This window comes from Micropruina sp. (genome assembly GCF_047607385.1).
Taxonomy (GTDB): Bacteria; Actinomycetota; Actinomycetes; order Propionibacteriales; family Propionibacteriaceae; genus Micropruina.
The window spans coordinates 1-23600 of record NZ_JASGDE010000113.1; the positions used below are offsets into that span (position 1 = coordinate 1).

Here is a 23600-nt window from a genome sequence, read left to right on the forward strand (position 1 = left end):
GAGGCGTCCGGACCGGCCGATCGTCGGGGACGGTTCTCGCTGGTTGGGGACGGTTCTCGAGGTTCGAATCTCGACCATTGGGGACAGACCTCGGCGGCAAGGTCCGTCCCTGGTGAACCATTTTCGACTCTCGAGAACCGTCCCCAACCAGCGAGAACCGTCCCCGACGATCGGCCGGTCCGGACGCCTCACGCGGCCCGGTTCGTCGGGAGCCGGGCCGCGGCACTAGACTGTGCGGTCGGCTCACAATCGGTGAACGAAGGGTTTCAAACGTGGCTTCCACCAACGATCTGAAGAACGGCATGGTGCTCGACCTCGACGGTCAGCTCTGGCAGGTGCTGTGGTTCCAGCACCACAAGCCGGGCAAGGGCAACACCGTGGTGCGGACGAAGCTCAAGCATGTGCTGAGCGGCAAGGTGGTCGATCGCACGTTCAACTCCGACACCAAGGTGGACACCGCCAACGTCGACCGCCGCGAGATGCAGTACCTGTACCACGACGGCGACGGCTACGTGTTCATGGACACCGCCACCTACGACCAGCTGACCATCCTGGACGACACCGTCGGCGACGCCAAGAACTACCTGCTGGAGAACCAGCTGGCGACCGTCGCGATGCACGACGGCAACCCGCTCTACCTCGACCTGCCGGCCTCGGTCGAGCTCGAGGTCACCTACACCGAGCCCGGCCTGCAGGGCGACCGCTCCACCGGCGGCACCAAGCCCGCCACCGTCGAGACCGGCCTGAAGGTGCAGGTGCCGCTGTTCATCACCACCGGCGAGCGGGTCAAGATCGACACCCGCGACGGCAGCTACCTGGGTCGGGTCTGATCGCCCGATGCCAGCCGATCCTGCGCTGACCACGCCGCGCAAGCGGATCACCCGACCCGACGGAACCGTCGCCGAACTGATCGAGACCCGTCCGACCAGCGCACCGGGTCGCGGCTCGTCCCGCACCAAGGCGCGCAAACGTGCCCTCGACATCCTGTTCGAGGCTGACCTGCGCGGGGTGGACGCCGGCGGCCCGCTGGCGTTGCACATCGCCGTGGCCGACCCTCCGGTGCGTCCGTTCACCATCACCCTGGTCGAGGGCGTCATCGCTCGTCGGCCGGAGATCGACGCGCTGATCGCCGAGTGCCTGGCGACCGGTTGGACGATGGACCGGATGCCGCGCGTCGACCGCTGCCTGGCCCGGATCGCGATCTGGGAGATGCTGGACGGCACCACCTCGTCCGAGGTCGTGCTGGAGCAGGCGGTCACCCTGGCGCAGGACCTCTCCACCGACGACTCCGCCACCTTCCTCAACGGTGTGCTGGCCCGCGCCCGGGAGAAGATCCTCGCCGGCCTCGGCTGAGCCATCCAGTTCGGTACCGACCCGGACGCGCCCCAGGGCGCCTCGGCGTCCGATCGCTCGTCGACTGGCGACCGATTCCTGGTTCGCGCCGCCTGGCCAGGCGTGACGACCCGGAGATCGGTCGCTGATCCACGGACCTCGACGACGCAGCCAGGCGTCGTCAGGGCCGGACGCCGAGGTGCTTGTGGAAGTCGAAGCCGACCAGCCGCCGGTGCATGCCGACCGACTCGTACAGGTGGGTGGCGCCGGTCGGACTTTCGGCGTCCACGTGCAGCTTGACGGCGACCCGTCCGTCGGCGGCGTAGCGGGCCAAGCTGGTGTGCAGCAGCGCCTTCGCGACACCGCGTCCCCGGCCCTGCCGCAGTACCCCGAGGTTGGCGACGTAGCCGGCGTCGTCCGCCTCCAGGTAGGAGTTGTGGCCGATCAGCCCGCCGACCACCTCGCCGTCGATCTCGGCGAGATACCAGTGACTCGGGTCGCCGAGGGGGTCGGAACGCCGCGCCTCCGCCCAGTCGTCGAAGGACCGCAGCTGGAAGTCGTAATGGTCCCGGAACGACTCGGTGATCACCGCGTACATCGTCGCCAGATCGGGGCTGTCGGACGCCGCCACCTCGGCCTGCCGCACCAGCACCTGCGGGTTCGGTTCGGGCGCAACGTAGCCGGCCAGGTCGATGTGCATCTCGATGAACGCCCGCATCTGCTGGAATCCGGACGCCTCCGCGTGCCGCCGGGTGAGCGCGTCGTGTTCGTTCACCCAGATGTCCAGCCGCGGGGCGGTGACGCCCAGGCCGGCGGCGACGGCGAGGCTGACCTGTTCCGTCCATTCGAGGCCGGAGCGCCACAGTTCGTCGACCAGCTCGGACGGCAGCGAGCGGTCGATCGCCAGCTGCGCCCAGTACCTGTCGTCGAAGTTGCGGAATACCCGCCACACCCCGATCGGGACGCCGTCGCGCTCCAATACCAGCGCGGTGTTGCGCTCTCGGGCGCGCGGCGTGTCAAACCATTCGGCGATCTCGCCGGCGCTCAGCGACGTCTCGCCGGTGCCGGCCAACTCCTCGGCCCGCAGCAACTCCAGGATCGCCGGCACGTCGTCCGAGGCTGCCGGACGGGCGGCGACGCCCTCGGGGAGCGGTCCCGGCGTTGCAGCCTGCCGGACGGGGCTGGTGTTCTCGGTCACGGTCCCCGACCCTACCGCCGGGTCCGGGGGAGAAGGCTGGGCGGGGGCGTCCATGCCCACCTCGGCGGTCAGCAGCACCGTCCGGCTTTGCTAGTCTTTCGTGAGTTTGAGCCCGCCCCGGCGGGGAAAGGACTTCCATGCCTTCAGGCTTCTTCGATCGCGAACAGACCCCGGCTTTGTTGGTTCTCGAAGATGGACGGTCCTTCCGCGGCGTGTCCTTCGGGGCCGCCGGCGAGGCCTTCGGTGAGGCGGTGTTCTCCACCGGCATGTCCGGGTATCAGGAGACCCTCACCGACCCGAGCTACCACCGCCAGGTCGTGGTCGCCACCGCGCCGCACATCGGCAACACCGGCTGGAACGACGAGGACGACGAGTCGTCCCGGATCTGGGTCGCCGGCTACGTCGTCCGGGATCTCTCCCGGGTGCGTTCCAACTGGCGCTCGAACCGCTCGCTGGACGACGAACTGCGTAGCCAGGGAGTGGTCGGCATCGCCGAGATCGACACCCGGGCACTGACCCGGCACCTGCGCGAGCGGGGCGCCATGCGGGTCGGCATCTCCACCACCGAGCTCGACCCGGCCAAGCTGCTGGCCAAGGTCCGCCAGACCCCGGCGATGGCCGGCTCCGACCTGGTCGCCGACGTCACCCTGAGCGCCGCTCAGGTTCTCCCGGCGGTCGGCGAGAAGCGGTTCACCGTGGCCGCGATCGACCTCGGCATCAAGGACATGACGCCGACCCGGATGGCCGAGCGCGGCATCGAAGTGCACCTGCTGCCGGCCTCCGTCACCCTGGACGAGCTGACCACCCTGAGCCCGGACGGCGTCTTCTTCTCCAACGGCCCCGGCGACCCGGCCACCGCGGACGCCCCGATGACCCTGCTGCAGGGCGTGCTGGACGCGGGCATCCCCTACTTCGGCATCTGCTTCGGCAACCAGATCTTCGGACGCGCCCTCGGTTTCGGCACCTACAAGCTGAAATACGGCCACCGCGGGATCAACCAGCCGGTCAAGGACCTGCGCACCGGCAAGGTCGAGATCACCGCGCAGAACCACGGGTTCGCCGTGGACGCGCCGCTCGACAAGCCGACCGCCACCCGCTGGGGCAACGCACGGGTCAGCCACATCTGCCTCAACGACGACGTCGTGGAGGGCCTCGAGCTCACCGACGACGCCGACAACCTGCTGGCCTTCTCGGTGCAGTACCACCCCGAGGCGGCCGCCGGCCCGCACGACTCGGCCTACCTGTTCGACCGCTTCGTCGACGTGATGACCCGACGCCGCAACGGCGCCGGCGACGGCACCGGGGGCAGAGCCGAACACAACCCCACCCAGAGCAACCCCACCCAGAGCAACACCGACCAGGAGAACTGATGCCCAAGCGGACCGACATCTCCTCGATTTTGGTGGTCGGCTCCGGGCCGATCGTGATCGGCCAGGCCTGCGAGTTCGACTACTCGGGCACCCAGGCCTGCCGGGTGCTGCGCGAGGAGGGCTACCGGGTGATCCTGGTGAACTCCAACCCGGCCACGATCATGACCGACCCCGAGTTCGCCGACGCCACCTACATCGAGCCGATCCAGCCCGACTTCCTGGAGAAGGTGATCGCCGCCGAGCGTCCGGACGCCCTGCTCGCCACCCTGGGCGGGCAGACCGCGCTGAACGCCGCGGTCGCGCTGCATGAGCGCGGGGTGCTGGCCAAGTACGGCGTCGAACTGATCGGCGCCTCCTTCGAGGCGATCCAGAAGGGCGAGGACCGGGAGAAGTTCAAGGAGATCGTCGAGGCCCTGGACATCCCCGGCACCAATCCCGAGGTGGCCCGCAGCCGGATCTGCCACTCGATGGAGGACGTGCTGGCCGCCGCCGACGTCCTCGGCTACCCGCTGGTGGTGCGGCCGTCCTTCACCATGGGCGGCGTCGGCTCCGGCTTCGCCCACGACGAGGACGAGTTGCGCCGGATCGCCGGCACCGGCCTGTCGGCGTCCCCTGTCACCGAGGTGCTGATCGAGGAGTCGATCCTGGGCTGGAAGGAGTACGAGCTCGAGGTGATGCGCGACAAGGCGGACAACGTCGTGATCGTGTGCTCCATCGAGAACCTCGACCCGATGGGCGTGCACACCGGCGACTCGATCACGGTCGCCCCGGCGATGACCCTCACCGACCGCGAGTACCAGGCGATGCGCGACGTCGGCATCGGCGTGATCCGGGCGGTCGGCGTCGACACCGGCGGCTGCAACATCCAGTTCGCGATCAACCCCGACAACGGCCGGATGATCGTCATCGAGATGAACCCGCGGGTGTCTCGCTCGTCCGCGCTGGCGTCCAAGGCGACCGGCTTCCCGATCGCCAAGATCGCCGCCAAGGTGGCCGTCGGCTACACCCTGGACGAGATCCCCAACGACATCACCGCCGAGACCCCGGCGTCCTTCGAGCCGACCCTGGACTACGTGGTGGTGAAGGCGCCGCGGTTCGCCTTCGAGAAGTTCCCGACCGCCGAGAACACCCTGACCACGCACATGAAGAGCGTCGGCGAGGCGATGGCCATCGGCCGCAACTTCACCGAGGCGCTGGGCAAGGCGCTGCGCTCGCTGGAGGACCCGAAGTCCACCTTCGACTTCACCGGAGAGATCACCGAGAGCGTGGACGAGCTGCTCACCGCGGCCGCCCGTCCGCACGACGGCCGGCTGGGCCTGGTGATGAAGGCCTTCCGCGCCGGTGCCAGTGCCGAGCAGCTGTTCGAGTCCACCAAGATCGACCCCTGGTTCCTGGATCAGCTGCAGTTGATCGCCGAGGTCGCCGAACACGTCCGCAACGCCCCCGAGCTGACCGCCGACGTGCTCCGGCTGGCCAAGCGGCACGGGCTCTCCGACGACCAGATCGCCCGACTGCGGCACCTCAGCACCGACGTGGTGCGCGGCGTCCGCTGGGCGCTCGGGGTGCGTCCGGTGTTCAAGACCGTCGACACCTGCGCCGCCGAGTTCGCCGCCCGGACGCCCTACCACTACTCCTCCTACGACGAGGAGACCGAGGTGGCGCCGCGGACCAAGCCGGCGGTGCTGATCCTGGGCTCCGGGCCGAACCGGATCGGGCAGGGCATCGAATTCGACTACTCCTGCGTGCACGCCGCGCTGACCCTGTCGCAGCACGGCTACGAGACCGTGATGGTCAACTGCAACCCGGAGACGGTGTCCACCGACTACGACACCTCCGACCGGCTCTACTTCGAGCCGCTCACCCTGGAGGACGTGCTGGAGGTCTACCACGCCGAGGCCGCCGCCGGACCGGTGGCGGGCGTCATCGTCCAGCTCGGCGGGCAGACCCCGCTCAAGCTGGCCCAGGCGCTCAAGGACGCCGGCGTCCCGATCGTCGGCACCTCGCCGGAGGCGATCCATCTGGCCGAGGAGCGCGGCGCGTTCGGCCGGATCCTGACCGAGAACAAGCTCACCGCGCCCGCCTACGGGATGGCCACCTCGGCGTCCGACGCCCTGGAGATCGCCCACGACATCGGCTACCCGGTGCTGGTCCGGCCCTCCTACGTGCTGGGCGGACGCGGCATGGAGATCGTCTACGACGACGACTCGCTGGTCGGCTACATCGAACGGGCCACCCACATCACCCCGAACTCGCCGGTGCTGGTGGACCGCTTCCTGGACGACGCCATCGAGATCGACGTGGACGCCCTGTTCGACGGCACCGAGCTGTACCTGGGCGGCGTGATGGAGCACATCGAGGAGGCCGGCATCCACTCCGGCGACTCGGCCTGCTCGCTGCCGCCGATCACGCTGGGCGCCGAGACGGTCGGACGGATCCGCACCGCCACCGAGGCGATCGCCCGCGGTGTCGGGGTGCGTGGCCTGATCAACATCCAGTTCGCCTTGCTCGGCGACGTGCTGTACGTGCTGGAGGCGAATCCGCGGGCCTCCCGGACGGTGCCGTTCGTCTCCAAGGCGACCGCCACCCAGCTGGCCAAGGCGGCGTCGCGGATCATGCTCGGCGCCACCATCGCCGAGCTGCGCGCCGAGGGCACCCTGCGGGCCAACGGCGACGGCACCGCCACCCTGGAGTCGGCCCCGCTGGCGGTGAAGGAGGCGGTGATGCCGTTCAACCGGTTCCGCACCGCCGACGGCGCCTGGGTGGACACCCTGCTCGGCCCGGAGATGAAGTCGACCGGCGAGGTGATGGGTCTCGACCTGACCTTCGGGGTGGCGTTCGCGAAGAGCCAGACCGCCTCCTACGGCGACGTGCCGACCCAGGGCTCGGTCTTCGTCTCGGTCGCCAACCGGGACAAGCGGCACGCCATCTTCCCGGTGAAACGCCTTGCCGACCTGGGTTTCAAGGTCTACGCCACGGAGGGCACCGCGCAGGTGCTGCGGCGCCACGACATCGACGTGACGGTGCTCCGCAAGGAGACCCAGGGCCCCGGCGCGGACGGCACCAGGACCGTCGTGCAGGCCATCATGGACGGTGAGATCAGCCTGATCTTCAACACCCCGCTGGGGGTCTCCGAGGGCGGCGACCCACGCCGCGACGGCTGGCAGATCCGCTCCGCCGCGATCCTGTGCGACGTGCCCTGCGTCACCACCGTGCAGGGCCTGTCGGCCGCGGTGCAGGGCATCGAGGCGTTGCGCCGGGGCGGGCTGACGGTCCGTCCGCTGCAGTCCTGGAGCGCCGACATGCGGCGCGAGCTGGAGGCGTCCGGCGCATGAGTCCGCGGGTCAGCCTGGTCGACGCCGGCTATCGGGCGGTGCTGCGTCCGCTGCTGTTCGGCTCGCACCATGGCGACCCCGAAGGCGTCCATGAGGCGATGATCGGCACCCTGGCCCGGTTCAGCCGTTCACCCGGGGTGGTCTCCGCGGTCCGGCTGCTGGCCGGCAGCCGGGGCGCCCCGACCACGGTGGCCGGGATCGACTTCCCCGGAAGGGTAGGCCTGGCCGCCGGCATGGACAAGGACGGACGCGCCGTGCTGGCCTGGCAGGCGCTCGGTTTCGGCTTCGCCGAGCTGGGCACCGTCACCGCGCAGGCCCAGCCCGGCAACGACAAACCGCGGGTGTTCCGGCTGCGCAAGTCCACGGCGCTGATCAACCGGATGGGCTTCAACAACGCCGGCGCCGCCCGGCTGCATCGTGAGCTGTCGCTGCTCGGCGTCTACCGCGGCAACGAGGGCGCCGGAATCCCGATCGGCATCTCGATCGGCAAGACCAAGGTGGTCCCGGTCGAGGACGCCGTCGACGACTACCTGACCTCGCTCGAGATGGTGCTGCCGCACGCCGACTATGTCGCGATCAACGTGTCCAGCCCGAACACGCCCGGGCTGCGCAGCCTGCAGGACGGGGGAGCGCTGCTCACCCTGCTGAAGGCGCTGGCCGGTGCCGCCGACGGACGTGCCCCGCTGTTCGTCAAGATCGCCCCCGACCTGACCGAGCCGCAGATCGACGAGGTGCTGGCCGCGGCCGGCGACGCCGGGGTGGCCGGGCTGATCGCCACCAACACCACCCTGGCCCGGGACCGGCTGGACCCGGCCGATCAGCACCTGGCCGCCGAAGCCGGCGGACTGTCCGGCGCCCCGCTGACCCGGCGGGCCCGCGAGGTGGTCGGCTACCTGACCCGGAACACCGACCTGCCGGTGATCGCGGCCGGCGGCATCATGACCGCCGACGACGCGTCGGTGATGTTCGACCGGGGTGCCGCGCTGGTGCAGCTGTACACCGGCTTCGTCTACGCCGGACCCGCCCTCGCGGCCCGGATCAACGCGCTGACAAGGAGAGATCGATGAGCAGCTACTGGCTTCGACTGCAGCGGACCAGCCGCGAACGGGGTGCGCTGTGCGTTGGCATCGACCCGCATCCCTCGCTGCTGAAGGACTGGGGTCTGAGCGTGGACGCCGCCGGCGCGGAACGCTTCGCCCGCCGCATCGTCGAGGTGCTGGGCGATCAGGTGGCGGTGTTCAAGCCGCAGTCGGCCTTCTTCGAGATCCACGGGTCGGCCGGCGTCGCGGTGTTGGAGCGGGTGCTGGCCGACATCGCCCAGGCCGGTGCGCTGAGCATCCTGGACGTGAAGCGCGGCGACATCGGCTCGACCATGGACGCCTACGCCGAGGCCTACCTGGCCGACGGCTCGCCGCTGGCCGCCGACGCCATCACCGTCTCGCCCTACCTGGGCTTCGGCTCGCTGCAGCCCGCCTTCGACCGGGCGCACCGCTACGGTCGCGGCGTCTACGTGCTGGCCCGGACGTCCAACCCGGAGGGCGGCCAGGTGCAGTTGGCGCTGTGCGGCGACCGGCAGGGTTCGGTGGCCCAGGAGATCATCGACGCCGCCCGGCGTGCCAACGACGCGTCCGGGCAGAACGCCATCGGCCTGGTGGTGGGCGGCACGCACAGCGAGCTGGGCTGCGACGTGGGCGACTTCAACGGTTCCATCCTGGTGCCCGGGATCGGTTTCCAGGGCGGCCGGATCGACCACCTGCCGGCACTGTTCGGCGAGGCGCTGGACAATGTGCTGCCCGCGGTGAGCCGGGACGTGATCGGTGCCGGGCCGGACGCCGCCGCGCTGACCGCGCGGGTGCGGGCGCTGCTCGGCTAGGGCCGGGGCACCAGCACCACCTCGCCGTCCCCCGTCTTCCCGGCGGATGCCGGGATCTGCGCACCCGAGCCCGGGACGACGGTGCGCTGCGTCGTGCGAGGCGGGCGCGGTGGCGCGGGTGGTCCGTCCGCGCCGCGGCGGACAAATCCCGTCCGACCCGCAAATGGCCTGATCGCAAGGGTTTTCAGCACCGGTGTTGGGTTGTAAATTGTCCCCACCAATGACACATCCGGAGGTCACCGTGGCGATACCCCAATTGACGACGGAGCAGCTGCAAGCGGCTCGCGCGGCCGCCACGGAGGCGCGCCGCGCCCGGGCGGGGCTGAAAGCCCGGGTCCGCTCGGGTGAGTTGACTCTTGCCCAGGCGCTCGACGAGGCCGCCGGGAACGAGGTGCTGGCACACGTCAAGGTGGTCGACCTGCTAAAGGCGCTGCCGCGGGTCGGCGACAAGCGGGCCACCCTGGTGATGGAGCGCTACGACATCGCCGCCAACCGCCGGATTCGTGGGCTGGGCCGGCATCAGCTGGCCGGCCTGAAGGCCGAGTTCGGTGAGCGGTGACGTCACAGTCATCTCCGGTCCGACGGCGGTAGGGAAGGGCACGGTCGTTCGCGCGCTGAAACAGCGCCATCCCGCGGTGTGGGTGTCGGTGTCGGCGACGACCCGGCCCCCGCGTCCCGGCGAGGTGGACGGCGAGCACTACTGGTTCGTCTCCGACGCCGCCTTCGACGAGCTGTTGGCGCAGGACGGTCTGCTGGAGTGGGCGGTGGTGCACGGCCGCGACCGGTACGGCACGCCCGCGGCGCCGGTGCTGGAGGCGATGGCCCGCGGTGAGCGGGTGATCCTGGAGATCGACCTGCAGGGCGCCCGACAGGTGCGGGCCAAGCTGCCGCAGGCCCGGCTGGTGTTCATCGCGCCGCCGGATTGGGACGAACTGGTCGCCCGGCTGGTCGGCCGCGGCACCGAGACCGCCGAGCAGCGGGAGCGCCGGCTGCGCACCGCCAAGGACGAGTTGGCCGCCGCCGACGAGTTCGACCACGTCGTGGTGAACGACGATGTGGGCAGGGCGGTCGATGAGTTGGTAGACTTGCTGGGCTTGTGACTTCCACCCGTGGAATGTCTCGCCAGCCGAACCACCCGCAGGCGCTCCGAGCCCACCCGCAACCCGGGCTCCGCCGCGCCGCACCAACCGTGAGGTCATCCTTTGAGCACACAGATCCCTGAGGGCATCACCAATCCGCCGATCGACGAACTGCTGGAGAAGGTCGACTCCAAGTACCGCCTGGTGCTGTTCGCCGCCAAGCGGGCCCGTCAGATCAACGCCTACTACAGCCAGCTCGGCGAGGGCCTGCTGGAGAACGTGGGTCCGCTGGTCGACACCGGTGTCCAGGAGAAGCCGCTGTCCATCGCGCTGCGCGAAGTGAACGCCGGCGTGCTGGAGTGCACCGAGATCGACCCCGAGGCCGAGGCGGCCGCCCGTGCCGAGGCCGAGGCCGACCCGCAGTTCAGCGATCTCGACCCGTTCAGCGACGACCTGGCCTGATCGTCCGATGAGCCGAGTCCTGCTCGGAGTCGCCGGCGGAATCGCCGCCTACAAGGCATGCCTGCTGCTGCGGCGATTCGCCGAAGCCGGCCACCAGGTCACCGTGGTGCCGACTCCGAGCGCGCTCAACTTCGTCGGCGAGACCACCTGGGCGGCGCTGTCCGGACGCCCGGTGCACACCCAGGTGTGGGCCGACGCCCACCAGGTGCCGCACGTCGCGCTGGGCCGTGAGGCCGACCTGGTGGTGGTCGCCCCGGCGACCGCCGACCTGCTGGCCCGGGCCGCCACCGGACGCGCCGACGACCTGCTCACCAACGTGCTGCTGACCGCCACCTGCCCGGTGCTGATGGCGCCCGCGATGCACACCGAGATGTGGCTGCATCCGGCCACCCAGGCCAATGTGGCCACCCTGCGCGAGCACGGCGTGATCGTCCTCGACCCCGACTCCGGACGCCTCACCGGCGCCGACACCGGGCCCGGCCGGCTGCCCGAACCGTCCGAGATCGAACAGGCGGCGCTGTCCCTGCTGGACGTCGGGGCCGCGTCCGCCGCGCGGGCCCGGGACCTGGCCGGCGTCCGACTGACGGTGAGTGCCGGCGGCACCCGCGAGGCGCTCGACCCGGTGCGCTACCTGGGCAACGCGTCCTCGGGACGGATGGGCGCCGCGATCGCCCGGGCCGCCCTGCTGCGCGGCGCCGACGTCCGGGTGGTGGCCGGTGCGATGACCGCCCCGGTGCCCGGCGGTGCCGATCTCGTCACCGTGACCTCTACCGCCGACCTGGCCGAGGCGATGACGCGGGCCGCCGCAGATTCCGACGTGCTGATCATGGCCGCTGCCCCCGCCGACTTCACCCCGGCCTCGCCCAGTGCGGCGAAGCTGAAGAAGGAAGGCGACGCCGGTCTGACCGTCAGCTTCACCCAGACCGTCGACGTGCTGGCCAGCCTGGTCCGGCAGCGGCGTCCGGGGCAGGTGATCGTCGGCTTCGCCGCCGAGACGGCCGGCTCGGCGTCCGAACTGCTCGAATTGGGCCGGGCAAAGCTGGCCCGCAAGGGCTGTGACCTGCTGGTGTTGAACGACGTCAGCGGGGGAGCGGTGTTCGGCGCCGCCGACAACACCGTCACCATCATCGACGGCGACGGCGTGGTCGATGCCGTCGCCGCCGACAAGAACCTGGTCGCGCATCGCATTCTCGATGCCGTCGCCACGAAGAGGAGAAGCACCCGATGAGCCGCCTGTTCACCTCGGAGTCCGTCACCGAGGGCCACCCCGACAAGCTGGCCGACTCGGTCTCGGACGCCGTGCTCGACGCCCTGCTGACCCAGGACGCCGACAGCCGGGTCGCGGTCGAGACCCTGGTCACCACCGGCACCGTGGTGGTCGCCGGCGAGGTCAGCACCGCCGGCTACGTGGACATCGCCAAGCTGGCCCGGGAACGCATCCTGCAGATCGGCTACGACTCCTCGGACAAGTCGTTCGACGGCGCGTCCTGCGGCGTTCTGGTCTCGCTGGGCGCCCAGTCGCCCGACATCGCCCAGGGGGTGGACGACGCCGGCGAGCACCGCGAGGGCGGCTCCGGCGACGCGCTGGACGCCCAGGGCGCCGGCGACCAGGGCCTGATGTTCGGCTACGCCTGCACCGACACGCCGACGCTGATGCCGCTGCCGATCGACCTGGCGCACCGGCTCGCCGAGCAGCTGACCGCGGTGCGGCGCGATCGGGTGCTGCCGTTCCTGCTGCCCGACGGCAAGACCCAGGTGACCGCCCGCTACGACGGGGACACCCCGGTCGCGGTGGACACCATCGTGGTGTCGTCGCAGCACACCGGGTCCGCGTCCTACGAGCGGGACATCCGGCCCGGCATCCTGCACGAGGTGATCGAACCGGTGCTGGCTAGGTACGACGTGTCGACCGACGGCTTGAAGGTGCACATCAACCCGACCGGGAAGTTCGTCATCGGCGGCCCGATGGGCGACGCCGGCCTGACCGGCCGCAAGATCATCGTGGACAGCTACGGCGGCATGGCCCGGCACGGCGGCGGCGCGTTCTCCGGCAAGGACCCGTCCAAGGTCGACCGCTCGGCCGCCTACGCGATGCGCTGGGTGGCCAAGAACGTGGTGGCGGCCGGTCTGGCGTCCCGCTGCGAGGTGCAGGTCGCCTACGCCATCGGACGCGCCCACCCGGTCGGCTTCTACGCCGACTGCTTCGGCACCGAGCAGGTGCCGTTGGAGCAGATCACCGCCGCCGTCCTGGACGTCTTCGACCTGCGTCCCGCCGCGATCATCCGCGATCTCGACCTGCTGCGTCCGATCTACTCCGCGACCACCAACTACGGCCACTTCGGACGCGAGCTCCCCGAGTTCACCTGGGAGCGCACCGACCGCGCGGACGCCCTGGCGAACGCCGTCCGCGGATAGTCGGCGGCCGCTGGCCGAGATCTGGGTGGACCGTGGGGACAGACCCCTCGTACCGCCGCTGGTCGAGCTTGTCGAGACCCCTCGTCCATCCACGCTTGCATCGGGTCGGTGGGACGGAGGGGACGGTTCCTTTCGTCCCACCGCCGGTCGAGTCCCCGTCCACCACACTTCCGTGCTTCGGCGTCTTCTCCGTGGTTCAAACCGAGTGAATGAACTCAAACCCGGGCAATGTCGCGGCCGCGCCGCCGGGCAGCCCAACCACCGTCCGGGGAGGACCGCCTTGTCAGTGCGGCCCTCTAGCATCGGGGACGTGGTTGAGCCGAGGGTCGCGCGGGTGGCGGTGGACATGCCGTTGCCGCACCTCGACCGACCCTTCGACTACACGATCCCGGAGGCGATGGCGTCCGAGGTGGTGCCGGGCTGCCGGGTGAAGGTCCGCTTCGCCGGACGGCAACGGGACGGCTACGTGCTCGATGTCACGGACGCCTCGGACGCCGACCGCGAGCTGGCGCCGCTGCAGAAGGTGATCTCGGCCGAACCGGTGCTCCTTCCGGAGATCGCGGGCGTCGTCCGCGATGTCGCCGATCACTACGCGGGGACGTTCGCCGACGTGGTGCGACTGGCGGTCCCGCCCCGGCACGGCATCACCGAGTCCGCCGAGCCGCCCGACTATCCGGCGCCGCACCTGCCCGATGGCGAGTCGGTCACCCTGCCCGATTACCCGCACGGTGCGTCCCTGCTGGACGCGTTGAGCCGCGGCGTGGCGGCGCGGGCGGCACTCTGCCTGGCGCCCGTGGCGCGTCCGGTCGGCGACTGGACGTCCGCGCTGGTCGAGGCGGCAGCGGCCACGTTGGCCGGTGGACGGGGTGCCCTGCTGTTGGTGCCGGACGCCGCCGATCTGGCCCGGCTGGAAGCCCGGTGCGTCGCAGTGTTCGGACGGGGCAGCTTCGTCACCCTGACCGCGGAGAAGGGACCGGCGGCGCGATACCGGGCCTTCCTGGCGACTGCGCGCGGGCAGGTGAAGCTGGTGCTCGGCACGCGTGCGGCCGCGTTCGCGCCGGTGGCCGATCTGGGCCTGATCGCCATGTTCGACGACGGGGACGACTCGTGGGCGGAGCCGCGGGCGCCGTATCCGCACGCCCGGGTGGTGGCGGCGCTCCGCTCGGCGCGGCAGAAGTGCGGACTGCTGTACCTGAGCTACGCCCGCAGCACCGAGACTCAGGCGATGGCCGGCCGGGGTTGGCTGACGTCGCTGGAACTGCCGGCGGCGACCCGCCGGGAGGCCTGTGCTCTCGTCCGGGCCACCGACGACGGTACGGCGCTGGCCGGACGTGACCCGGCGGCGCATTCCCGCTTGCCGCACGAGGTTTTCAGCACCATCCGGGCCGGGTTGGCGTCCGGACCGGTGTTGGTGCAGGTGCCGCGGGCCGGCTACCTGGCGGGGCTGTCCTGCGGACGCTGCCGCACCGTGGCCCGCTGCGTCGCGTGCGGTCACCCGTTGGCGGGGGAGCGCTCCGAGCGCGGCCCGGCGCCGGTGTGCCGGGTGTGCGGCGTCCGACCCGATTGGCGGTGCGCGGAGTGCGGCAGCACCGAGTTGCGGGCGCCGCGGGTGGGCGTGGTGCGGACCGCCGAGGAACTCGGACGGGCGTTCCCACAGACCCCGGTGGTGCAGTCCAGCGGCGATCATCCGGTTGCCGTAGTCGGGGCCGAGCCGGCACTGGTGCTGGCGACGCCAGGTGTGGAACCGGTCGCGGCCGGCGGGTACGCGGCGGCGGTATTGCTGGACGCCGAGTTGTTGCTGGCGCGGGCCGACCTGCGCGCCGGGGAGGAGGCGCTGCGGCGCTGGCTGGCGGCGGTGGCACTGGTGCGCGGGGCGTCCGACGACGGCAGCGTGGTGGTCGCTGGGCCTGGGTCCGCGCGGGCGATCCAGGCGTTGGTGCGGCTCGACCCGGCCGGTTTCGCGGAGCGTGAGCTGGCCGATCGGGCGCAGGCCGGTTTCCCGCCGGTCACCCGGCTGGTCAGCGTCGAGGGCGGCAGCCAGGTGGTGGAGGACGCGGTGCGCGCGATCCAGGCCGAGACCGGGGCGGCGCCGCTCGGCCCGGTGCCGATCGCCGACGACGAGGTGCGGACGATGCTGCGGGTTCCGCTGGCGACGGGCCGCGGGCTGGTGGCTGCGGCGAAGGCGGTGCAGGTGCGGCGGACGGCGCACAAGGAGGAAGGGCTGCTGCGGGTGCGGGTCGACCCGGCCGTGTTGTGAGCGACTCGACCTTGTGGACGTGCCGACGCGTTCGACGAATCTGCCGACCAAATTCGCCTCAGCCTGTGGATAACCCTCCACGGGTCTTTCGTTCGTGCGAGACTCGGCGCACCGATCTTTGGGAGGAGACCGGATGAGGTACCTGATCGTCCTGTTGGTGGTGCTCGCGGGGTGCACCCAGCCGGTAGCGCCGTCGAGCAGTCCATCGGTGGTGGTGAGCGGTCCTCCATCGGTGCCGTCGGCCACGCCGAGCCCGACCTGTTCACCGATGGGCGGGACGCCGACCCCGTGCTCGCAGGCCGAATACGAGAAGACGCAGGAGCAGAACCGGCTCACCGAGGAAGCCATTGCGCTCTACCGCAGGTGGACGAAGGAGAGCACCCGGCTCTATCGGGCAGGTGGGACGAACAAGGTGACGCCCGAGATGAAGGCGACGACTGCGGGAGACTTCCAGAAGAGTGCACTGGGAGTCTTCCAAGATCTGAGGGCGGCAGGCGCGAAGGCCGTATCGGGCGCGATTGAGATCGTTACGATCGGACCCAATCTGGGAGCTTCGGCCCCACTAGGGAGTGTTGCCATCACTGCCTGCATGGACGCTCGATCGCTCAAGTTTGAAAACAACGGTAAGCACATTCGTGACGGTATCGCGTTCATTGAGTATGTTGTGGCGAAGCCTATCAAAGGCGAACTGATGCTCTGGGAAGCTTCCTCGGAGGTCGTGGAAGGATGTTAGACAGACTGGCGCGCACTTTGATCATTGCTTTGGTCTCCATCGGACTGTCGTGTGTCGGTCCGACTTCTGGCGCTCAAGTAGCCCATTCCGTTTCGAGTTCGGTTGTGCCGGCAGCGAAACCTGTAAAGAAGAAGAAGCCGAAGATCAAAGTGACGCCACAGAAGGGTGTCGTTAAGGGTACCATGAGCGTTTTCAAGCGCGAATCTCGAAACGAGGACCCTGCTCAACATTGGAGTGGTTCTCCCGATGTCGATAAGAAAATCTCCGCGGAGGAGATCCGGAAGGCTATGCGCGACTGCTTCGCTCGCACCAACGACGTCAACTGTTTTTCCAGCGATCATCAGATGAATGAGATGATGCAGATGACTGGCCCGGTAGCCCGAGCTATGGCGGTCAACCTGGTCACCCAACTACGTCTCCCGGCACCGACCCCGATCTTCGGCCCGGACCCGAATGTCAACGAGTGGAAGATGCTTGCCGTCGGGTTCCCGATCTGGCTGTGGACCGACGGTCCGACATCGGTCTCCACCACCGCGAGTTCCAGTGGTTTCACCTTCCGGCTGGCGGCGCAGTGGCGCTCCACCACCTTCCACATGGGTGACGGCAGGACGGTGACCTGCACGTCCATGGCGAAGTACTCGACGTCCGTCACACCGGGAGCACCATCGCCGAACTGCGGTCACGTCTATACCCAACCGTCCCTGCCGAAGGGGAAGTACCAGGTTCGGGCGGTCGCGGACTGGGAGGTGACCTGGTCGGTCGCCGGCTTCTCCGGTGTGCTGCCCGCCTACAACGAGGCGTCCGCGAGCATTCCGATCGGCGAGCTGGTCGCGCTCAACCGCTAGCCGGTCGCTCCGGGCTGCGGTCTCACGGGGCGTCCCGCGGCGGACCGCTAGGCTGACGCGGTGCGTCTTGTATTCGCCGGAACTCCCCAGGTTGCCCTGCCCGCCCTGGACGCCATCGCCGCCTCGCGACATCAGCTGGTCGGCGTGGTCACCCGTCCGGACGCCGCGCAGGGCCGCAGCAAACGACTGGTGCCCAGCCCGGTCGCCGCCTGGGCGGCCGAGCGTGGCATCGAGGCTCTGAAGCCGGCCAGCCCGCGCGACCCGGAGTTCATCGCCCGGCTGCGCGAACTGGCGCCCGATTGCTGCCCGGTGGTCGCCTACGGTGCGCTGATCCCCGCCGACGTCCTTTCGATCCCGAAGCACGGCTGGGTGAATATGCACTTCTCCCTGCTGCCGGCCTGGCGGGGAGCGGCTCCGGTGCAGCGCGGCATCCTGGCCGGTGACCGCGAGACCGGCATCACCATCTTCGACCTGGTGCCCGCGCTGGACGCCGGCCCGGTGTACCTGAAGGAACTGTCCCCGATCGCCGACACCGACACCTCCGGTGAGGTGCTCACCCGGCTCGCCGAACGCGGTGCGGCGCTGCTCGTCCAGGTGCTCGACGCCCTGGAGGACGGCGCCGCGACCGCCACGCCGCAGCCGGACGACGGCATCAGCCTGGCGCCCAAGCTGACCGTCGCCGACGCCCGGATCGACTGGGCCCGACCGGCGATCGAGATCGACCGGCAGATCCGGGCCTGCAACCCGAACCCGGTCGCCTGGACCACTCACCGCGGCGAGCGGTTCAAGGTGTGGCTGGGCCACGCGCAGGCCGGCACCGTGCTCGCACCCGGCGCCATCGATGCCGGACGCCGCACGGTGAACGTCGGCACCGGACGGGGAGTCCTGGAGCTGCTCCAGGTCCAGCCCGCCGGGAAACGACCGATGGCTGCCGCGGACTGGGGACGTGGTCTGGGTAGTGACCCGGGGTCGTTCGAGTGAGCGGCAACAAGCATCGGGATCGAGCACGGACTGAGGTGCCTAATCCCGATCGTTCTCGCAGGTCGGGCAGCAGGGGCCGCAGAACCACCTCTGACCCGGCCCGGGTCGCCGCCTACCGCACGCTGCGGGCGATCACCGCCGACGACGCCTACGCGAACCTGGCGCTCGCCGAGCACACCACCGAACTCTCGGCCCGGGACGCCGCCTTCGCTACCCAGCTGGTCTCCGGAACCTGCCGCGGACTCGGCCTGTACGACGCGATCATCGCTTCCGCCGGCGGACGCCCGCTGCGCAGCCTGCAACCGGCCGTGGTCGACCTGCTCCGCCTCGGCGCGCACCAGCTGTTGGAGTTGCGGGTGCCCAGCCACGCCGCCGTCGCGGCGACCGTCGAGCTGGCCCGCCAGGTGCTCTCGCCGCGTGTCACCGGGGTGGTCAATGCGATCCTGCGCAAGGTCGCGGCCCTGGACGCCGACGGTTGGGCCACTCGGCTACGTAAGGAACGAACCGACGCCGAGGCGCTGCTGGCCCGGCATCCGCAGTGGATCATCGAGGCATACGCGGACCTGCTGCCGGCGGCCGAACTGCCCGCGATGCTGGCGGCGAACAACGAGCCGCCGGTGCCGCATCTGGTGGTCCGCCCGCGACTGGCCGAGGTCGCCGAACTGGGCGGACGGCCGCTGCGCTGGTCACCGTTCGGTGTCGAGGCGTCCGGCAACCCCGGCGACGTGCCCGCGGTGGCGCAGGGCCGGGCCGGGGTGCAGGACGAGGGTTCGCAGCTGGTGGCCTGGGCGCTGGCCCGGGTGGCGGCGCCGCAGGGACCCTGGCTCGACCTGTGCGCCGGACCGGGTGGCAAAGCGGCGCTGCTCGCCGGACTGGCCCGTGACCAGGGGGAACGGCTGCTGGCCAGCGAACTGCAGCCGCACCGCGCCGCCCTGGTGGCCAAAGCGCTGGTCTCCTACCCCGACTCCAAACCGATGGTGATCGCCGCCGACGGCACCCGTCCGGCCTGGCCGGCGAACAGCTTCTCCCGGGTGCTGCTGGACGCTCCCTGCACCGGCCTGGGTGCGCTGCGCCGGCGTCCGGAAGCCCGTTGGCGGCGCAAGCCCGCCGACCTGGACGCCCTGGTGCCGTTGCAGCACGAACTGCTCGCCTCCGCGATCGCGGCCACCGCGCCGGGTGGGGTGATCGCCTACGCCACCTGCTCGCCGCATCGCCGCGAGACCAGCGAGGTCGTCGAGGCTGCCGAGGGGATCGAGATCATCGACGCGTCCGCCGTCCTGCCCGAGATCCCGGACGCCGCACGCGGCCTCTACCTGCAGCTGTGGCCACATCGGCACGGCACCGACGCCATGTTCCTTGCGCTGCTACGCAAGCCCGCCGCAACCCAATAGGGTCAGAGCCATGACGATGCGGATCACGCCCAGCATCCTGAACGCCGACCTGGCCGACCTCAGCGGTGAGATTGCCCGGATCCCCAGTGCCGACGGGGTGCACGTCGACGTGATGGACAACCACTTCGTGCCCAACATGACCTTCGGTCTTCCGGTTGTGGAGTGCATCCGGGCCAACACGACGGCCTTTCTCGACATCCACCTGATGATCGCCGAGGTCGATCGGTGGGCTCCGGCGTTCGCGGACGCCGGCTGCGAGTCGGTCACCTTCCACGTGGAGTCGTCCCATGCCCCGATCAAGCTGGCGCGCGAGTTGCGCTCGCTGGGCGCCCGGGCGGCGATGGCGTTGAAGCCGGCCACCCCGATCGAGCCGTACGCGGACATGCTGGGCGAGCTGGACATGGTGCTGCTGATGACTGTCGAGCCCGGTTTCGGCGGCCAGAAGTTCCTCGACCTGGTGCTGCCGAAGATTCGCCGGACGCGTGCGCTGATCGAGGCCACGGGTGGCGAGATCTGGTTGCAGGTGGACGGCGGCGTCTCGGTGGAGACCATCGAACGCTGCGCCGAGGCGGGGGCCGACACGTTCGTGGCCGGCTCCGCGGTGTACAGCGCGGCGGATCCCGATGCCATGGTGATCGCGCTGCGCGAGCAGGCGATCGGGGCGTGCGCACATTGACCAGGCAGCTGGTCGCCGTCCTCGGCCGGGGCGTGGTGCCCACGGCCGACCCGATCGCGACCGCCGACGATGTCGGCCTGGTCAGGGGCGATGGCTGCTTCGACGCGATGCGGGTACTCGGCGGCGGCCCGGACGCCGTGGTCGAGAACCGGGACGCCCACCTGGACCGCTTCGCCGCCTCGGCGGCGACCCTCGATCTGCCCTTTGACACCGACGCCTGGCGGACCCTGATCGGCGACGCCGTGGCGGCCTGGGCACCGGCACCCGAGGCGGTGTTGAAGCTGGTGCTGACTCGCGGTCCGGAGTCGACGCCCGGCGTCCCGACCGGTTTCCTCACCATCACCGAGCTCGACCTGGCGGCGATGGCGAAAGCCCGGGCGGGCATCGCGGTGCGCACCATGAACCGCGGCTACGCCAGCGGCGCGTTCGCGGACGCGCCCTGGCTGCTGGGTGGGGCGAAGCTGCTGTCCTACGCGGTGAACGCCGCGTCGAAACGGGCCGCTGCCCGGTTCGACGACGACGATGCGTTGTTCGTCAGCAGTGACGGCTACGCGCTGGAGGGGCCGACCTCCGCGGTGATCGTGCTGCGCCACGGCGTCCTGACCACCACGCCGCCGGGTGTCACCGGCATTCTCGATTCGGTCACCGCCCGGCAGATCCTTGCCGGCGCCGCCGCCGACGGGGTGCCCGCAAGTCACGAACTGATCCGCACCGAGGACCTGTTCACCGCGGACGGGGTGTGGCTGGCGTCCTCGATCCGCGGGGTCTGCCCGGTCGTCCGGCTCGACGGTCAGGAACTCGCCGTCGACGCCGACTGGAACCGCCGGATCACCGACTGGGGCGGCTTCGGAGGTCTCGCGGCTGCTCGTGACGAGCTGCGCTACGCCGTGTCGTTGCACACCGATTCACCGGACGCCGCCCGCAGGGTTCGCGGCCTGGTGGCGGCCCGCTGTCGCGCACACATCGATGCCGGTGGAACCGTGGACCAGCTCGCGGTCGACCTGGGTGTATCGCTCGCAGCGGCCAGTCAGTTGGCGAACGACGAGTGGCCGGACCTCGGTCGGTTCTGACCGTTGCAGGGGTCTGAACGTGTGCAACCACCGGAAAGGGTGCGACGTCGGGACGGCGGGCCAGTTCAGCGCGGCCGCGCAAACCTCGGGCACCGGGAGGCTCAGCGTGTGCCGCGCAGCGAGGGGGTCTCGATCTCGGCGACCCGGGCCGCGACAATGGCCCGAATGGTGTCGTCGGCCAGCGGGGCGTCCGGCTGGAACCGGATCGTGCCCTTGTCGTAGTCGAGATCCGGGACCGATTCCGCAACCACCGCGGGAACGCGTCCGCTGTAGGGGTATACGCCGATGTGCTTCTTGGTGCGCATCACCGAGATCAGCGCCTTGCCGCGGTGCAGCAGCGCTGGCATGCCGTAGCTGGTGCCCTGTTCGAGATCCGGAAGCGCCGCGCGCACCACGTCATACACATGCTCAACCACCGCACGATTGGCGGGGGCGAGTTGGTCCAGGTAGTCATCGACAGTGCCCATGCCGGCATCCTGCCGCTTCGGCTTCACCGACGCCAGGCTGCCGACAAGGCCAGCTCAGCGCATCCCGGACGCCGGGGGATTGCGCCGACGACGCAGGTAGCGCTGGATCTCGGCCGCGATCGCCTCACCCTGAGGTTCCGGCTGGGCCTCGTCGCGGCGCTCCTCCAGGGCACTGATGTAGGCCGAGATGTCGCTGTCCTCGGACGCCAGATCGTTCACCTGGCTCTCCCACTGCGCCGCCTGGTCGGGCAGGTCACCGGTGTCCAGCGGGGTGTCCAGCAGATCTTCCAGGCGATCCAGCAACGCCAGGGTTGCCTTCGGGTTCGGCGGCTCGGCGACATAGTGCGGCACGGACGCCCACAGCGACGCGGCGGGCAGCCCAATCACGGCGCAGTCGGCGGCCAGCACGCTGAGGATGCCGCTCGGGCCCTCGTAATCGGACAGCTCCAGCCCGAGCGCCGCCGCAGCCTCCGGGGTGGACGCGCTGGCGTTCACCGGCACCGGACGGGAGTGTGGGGCGTCGGTCAGCATGGCGCCGAGCAACACCACGATCTCGGGGTTCACCGTCCGGATCGCCGAGATCAGCGCGGCGCAGTAGCCGCGCCAGTGGAAGTTCGGTTCGGGCCCGCCGATCAGCACCAGGTCGCGTTCCGGCAGCGACGCCACCAGCACCTCGGTGGTGGGCCAGCGCAGCGTCCGCTCGCCGCCGGACGTGGTGGCGATGGTCGGCCGGTTGACCTGGAAGTCGTAGTAGTCGTCCGGATCGAGGGCGAAGGCCAGCTGTGCCGAGGTGAGTTCGGCCAGATGGTCGATCACCCCGCTGGCGGCGTCCCCGGCGTCGTTCCAGCCCCCGAAGGCGGCCACCACAGCCGGCCGTCGCAGGTTCTTCAGCGACTTCACCTGAGCCATAGCGGCCATGCTACTCAGCACCTCGGGCGACCTGGCGGAGAACTCAACGGCGTGGTCACAGCCCGGTTCGGCAGGCCGACACGCCGAGCCCTGGAATGCCGGCGATCCCGGCGGAGTTGTCGACCAACATGACGACGACAGTGGTTGCTGCGAACTACGGCGGCTCCGAGGCTCTGCAGGTGACGACCGGCCCGACCCCGGTGCCGGGTCCTGGCCAGGTGCGGGTGAAGGTTCGGGCCATCGGTGTGAACCCGGTGGATCACAAGATCTACAGCGGTGGGCCTGCGGCCGATCCGAGCCGGCTGCCGCTGCGGCTGGGTTCGGAGGCGTCCGGCGTGGTGGACGCCGTCGGCGACGGCGTGACCACGGTGGCGGTCGGTGACGAGGTGATCGCCTATCGGGCGCCCGGCGCCTACACCACCGACTTGGTGGTAGCCGAGTCGGTGCTCACCCCGAAGCCGGCGGAGCTGGGATGGGTCGAGGCCGCCGGGCTGATGCTGACCGGTGCCACCGCCTGGCATGCGCTGGTGGCGTCCGGCGCACAGGCCGGCGAAACGGTGCTGGTGCACGGCGGCGCCGGCGGGGTCGGGCAGATGGTGCTGCAGTCGGCGCGATTGTGGGGGATTGGCGTGGTGGCGACAGCCGGTCCAGCCAACCACGATCTGCTCCGCGAATTCGGGGCGACGCCGATCAGCTACGGCGAAGGCCTGTTGGAGCGGGCTCGGGATGCGGCACCCGGTGGCTACGCGGCCGCCCTCGACCTGGTCGGCACCGACGAGACCATCGACACCTCGCTCGCTCTGGTCACCGCCGACCGGGTGGTCAGCATCGCCGGCTTCGCTCGGGCCGGTGACGGCATCACCCTGATCGGCGGAGGTCCCGGTGCCGACCCCGGCACCGAACTGCGCAACGCGGCCCGTGCCGAACTGGCAGCGCTGGCCGGCCGCGGCAAGCTCGTCGTCACCATCGACTGCACCTATCCGCTGGCCGAGGCGGGCGCCGCCCACGACTACCTACGGGCCGGGCACGCCCACGGCAAGGTGATCCTGCTGCCCTGAGGAAGCGCTGATTCAAAGGCCCCTCGATCGTCATCCCGGACGTGATCCGGGATCTCTCTCGCTTGAGATCCCGGGTCGGAGCCCGGGCTGACGTGAGTGGATCAGCGCATCCCCACGTGACGCGTTGATTTCGTTGGTCGAGCTTGTCGAGA

22 protein-coding genes are annotated in these 23600 nt (G+C 70.3%); 19 read left to right on the top strand and 3 right to left on the bottom strand.

What is annotated here, in order from left to right; all coding sequences use genetic code 11:
- Positions 1-272 precede the first annotated feature (272 nt).
- Both efp and nusB read left to right on the top strand, forming a co-directional pair.
- Positions 273-830: an elongation factor P gene (efp, locus tag QM582_RS10020; protein ID WP_415084025.1), complete on the top strand. Its 558-nt coding sequence runs from the start codon at positions 273-275 to the stop codon at positions 828-830.
- Positions 831-837: 7 nt separating this feature from the next.
- Positions 838-1353, top strand: a complete 516-nt coding sequence (nusB, locus tag QM582_RS10025) for a transcription antitermination factor NusB (RefSeq protein WP_415084027.1) — start codon at positions 838-840, stop codon at positions 1351-1353.
- 160 nt (positions 1354-1513) lie between these two features.
- Here the strand turns inward: nusB and QM582_RS10030 are convergent, their stop codons facing one another.
- Entirely contained in the window at positions 1514-2530 is a 1017-nt protein-coding gene (locus QM582_RS10030) for a GNAT family N-acetyltransferase (protein WP_415084028.1), read from the bottom strand.
- A gap of 137 nt (positions 2531-2667) precedes the next feature.
- Between QM582_RS10030 and carA the strand changes: the two genes are divergently transcribed.
- The 16 genes from carA (at position 2668) to QM582_RS10110 (ending at position 21014) form a co-directional block, all read left to right on the top strand.
- Complete coding sequence (carA, locus tag QM582_RS10035; RefSeq protein WP_415084030.1) at positions 2668-3900, top strand: glutamine-hydrolyzing carbamoyl-phosphate synthase small subunit; 1233 nt, start codon at positions 2668-2670, stop codon at positions 3898-3900.
- The gene (gene carB, locus QM582_RS10040) at positions 3900-7232 is read left to right on the top strand and encodes a carbamoyl-phosphate synthase large subunit (protein ID WP_415084032.1); all 3333 of its coding nucleotides are present in this window, start codon (positions 3900-3902) and stop codon (positions 7230-7232) included. The genes carA and carB overlap by 1 nt, the downstream gene beginning before the upstream one ends.
- On the top strand, positions 7229-8299 hold the full coding sequence (locus QM582_RS10045) for a quinone-dependent dihydroorotate dehydrogenase (RefSeq protein ID WP_415084034.1): 1071 nt from the start codon (positions 7229-7231) through the stop codon (positions 8297-8299). The genes carB and QM582_RS10045 overlap by 4 nt, the downstream gene beginning before the upstream one ends.
- The gene (gene pyrF, locus QM582_RS10050; protein ID WP_415084036.1) at positions 8296-9105 is read left to right on the top strand and encodes an orotidine-5'-phosphate decarboxylase; all 810 of its coding nucleotides are present in this window, start codon (positions 8296-8298) and stop codon (positions 9103-9105) included. The genes QM582_RS10045 and pyrF overlap by 4 nt, the downstream gene beginning before the upstream one ends.
- Before the next feature lie 220 nt (positions 9106-9325).
- Complete coding sequence (gene mihF / locus QM582_RS10055; RefSeq protein WP_415084038.1) at positions 9326-9664, top strand: integration host factor, actinobacterial type; 339 nt, start codon at positions 9326-9328, stop codon at positions 9662-9664.
- Positions 9654-10205 carry a guanylate kinase gene (gene gmk, locus QM582_RS10060; RefSeq protein WP_415084040.1) on the top strand — a complete coding sequence of 184 codons (552 nt, stop codon included), beginning with the start codon at positions 9654-9656 and terminating at the stop codon, positions 10203-10205. Before mihF ends, gmk begins: the two co-directional genes overlap by 11 nt.
- Positions 10206-10307: 102 nt before the next feature.
- Positions 10308-10646, top strand: coding sequence for a DNA-directed RNA polymerase subunit omega (rpoZ, locus tag QM582_RS10065; RefSeq protein WP_415084042.1), 339 nt, complete (start codon positions 10308-10310; stop codon positions 10644-10646).
- A 7-nt stretch (positions 10647-10653) separates the two neighbouring features.
- On the top strand, positions 10654-11874 hold the full coding sequence (gene coaBC / locus QM582_RS10070) for a bifunctional phosphopantothenoylcysteine decarboxylase/phosphopantothenate--cysteine ligase CoaBC (RefSeq protein ID WP_415084044.1): 1221 nt from the start codon (positions 10654-10656) through the stop codon (positions 11872-11874).
- Complete coding sequence (gene metK, locus QM582_RS10075; protein WP_415084046.1) at positions 11871-13061, top strand: methionine adenosyltransferase; 1191 nt, start codon at positions 11871-11873, stop codon at positions 13059-13061. Before coaBC ends, metK begins: the two co-directional genes overlap by 4 nt.
- Before the next feature lie 310 nt (positions 13062-13371).
- Complete coding sequence (locus QM582_RS10080; RefSeq protein ID WP_415084048.1) at positions 13372-15318, top strand: primosome assembly protein PriA; 1947 nt, start codon at positions 13372-13374, stop codon at positions 15316-15318.
- Positions 15319-15451: 133 nt separating this feature from the next.
- Positions 15452-16051: a hypothetical protein gene (locus QM582_RS10085; protein ID WP_415084050.1), complete on the top strand. Its 600-nt coding sequence runs from the start codon at positions 15452-15454 to the stop codon at positions 16049-16051.
- Between the two features lie 104 nt (positions 16052-16155).
- Positions 16156-16896: a hypothetical protein gene (locus QM582_RS10090; protein ID WP_415084052.1), complete on the top strand. Its 741-nt coding sequence runs from the start codon at positions 16156-16158 to the stop codon at positions 16894-16896.
- Between the two features lie 60 nt (positions 16897-16956).
- Complete coding sequence (fmt, locus tag QM582_RS10095) at positions 16957-17877, top strand: methionyl-tRNA formyltransferase (RefSeq protein ID WP_415084054.1); 921 nt, start codon at positions 16957-16959, stop codon at positions 17875-17877.
- 35 nt (positions 17878-17912) lie between these two features.
- Positions 17913-19268: an RsmB/NOP family class I SAM-dependent RNA methyltransferase gene (locus tag QM582_RS10100; RefSeq protein ID WP_415084056.1), complete on the top strand. Its 1356-nt coding sequence runs from the start codon at positions 17913-17915 to the stop codon at positions 19266-19268.
- Positions 19269-19278: 10 nt separating this feature from the next.
- On the top strand, positions 19279-19944 hold the full coding sequence (rpe, locus tag QM582_RS10105; RefSeq protein WP_415084058.1) for a ribulose-phosphate 3-epimerase: 666 nt from the start codon (positions 19279-19281) through the stop codon (positions 19942-19944).
- Complete coding sequence (locus QM582_RS10110) at positions 19932-21014, top strand: aminotransferase class IV (RefSeq protein WP_415084060.1); 1083 nt, start codon at positions 19932-19934, stop codon at positions 21012-21014. Before rpe ends, QM582_RS10110 begins: the two co-directional genes overlap by 13 nt.
- Before the next feature lie 101 nt (positions 21015-21115).
- Here QM582_RS10110 and QM582_RS10115 read toward each other — a convergent pair whose 3' ends face one another.
- Together QM582_RS10115 and QM582_RS10120 are read right to left on the bottom strand one after the other, a co-directional pair.
- On the bottom strand, positions 21116-21481 hold the full coding sequence (locus QM582_RS10115) for an iron chaperone (protein ID WP_415084062.1): 366 nt from the start codon (positions 21479-21481) through the stop codon (positions 21116-21118).
- Between the two features lie 54 nt (positions 21482-21535).
- Positions 21536-22390: a PAC2 family protein gene (locus QM582_RS10120; RefSeq protein WP_415084064.1), complete on the bottom strand. Its 855-nt coding sequence runs from the start codon at positions 22388-22390 to the stop codon at positions 21536-21538.
- 179 nt (positions 22391-22569) lie between these two features.
- Here QM582_RS10120 and QM582_RS10125 point away from each other — a divergent pair, with 179 nt between their 5' ends.
- Positions 22570-23448, top strand: coding sequence for an NADP-dependent oxidoreductase (locus QM582_RS10125; protein ID WP_415084066.1), 879 nt, complete (start codon positions 22570-22572; stop codon positions 23446-23448).
- Positions 23449-23600 lie beyond the last annotated feature (152 nt).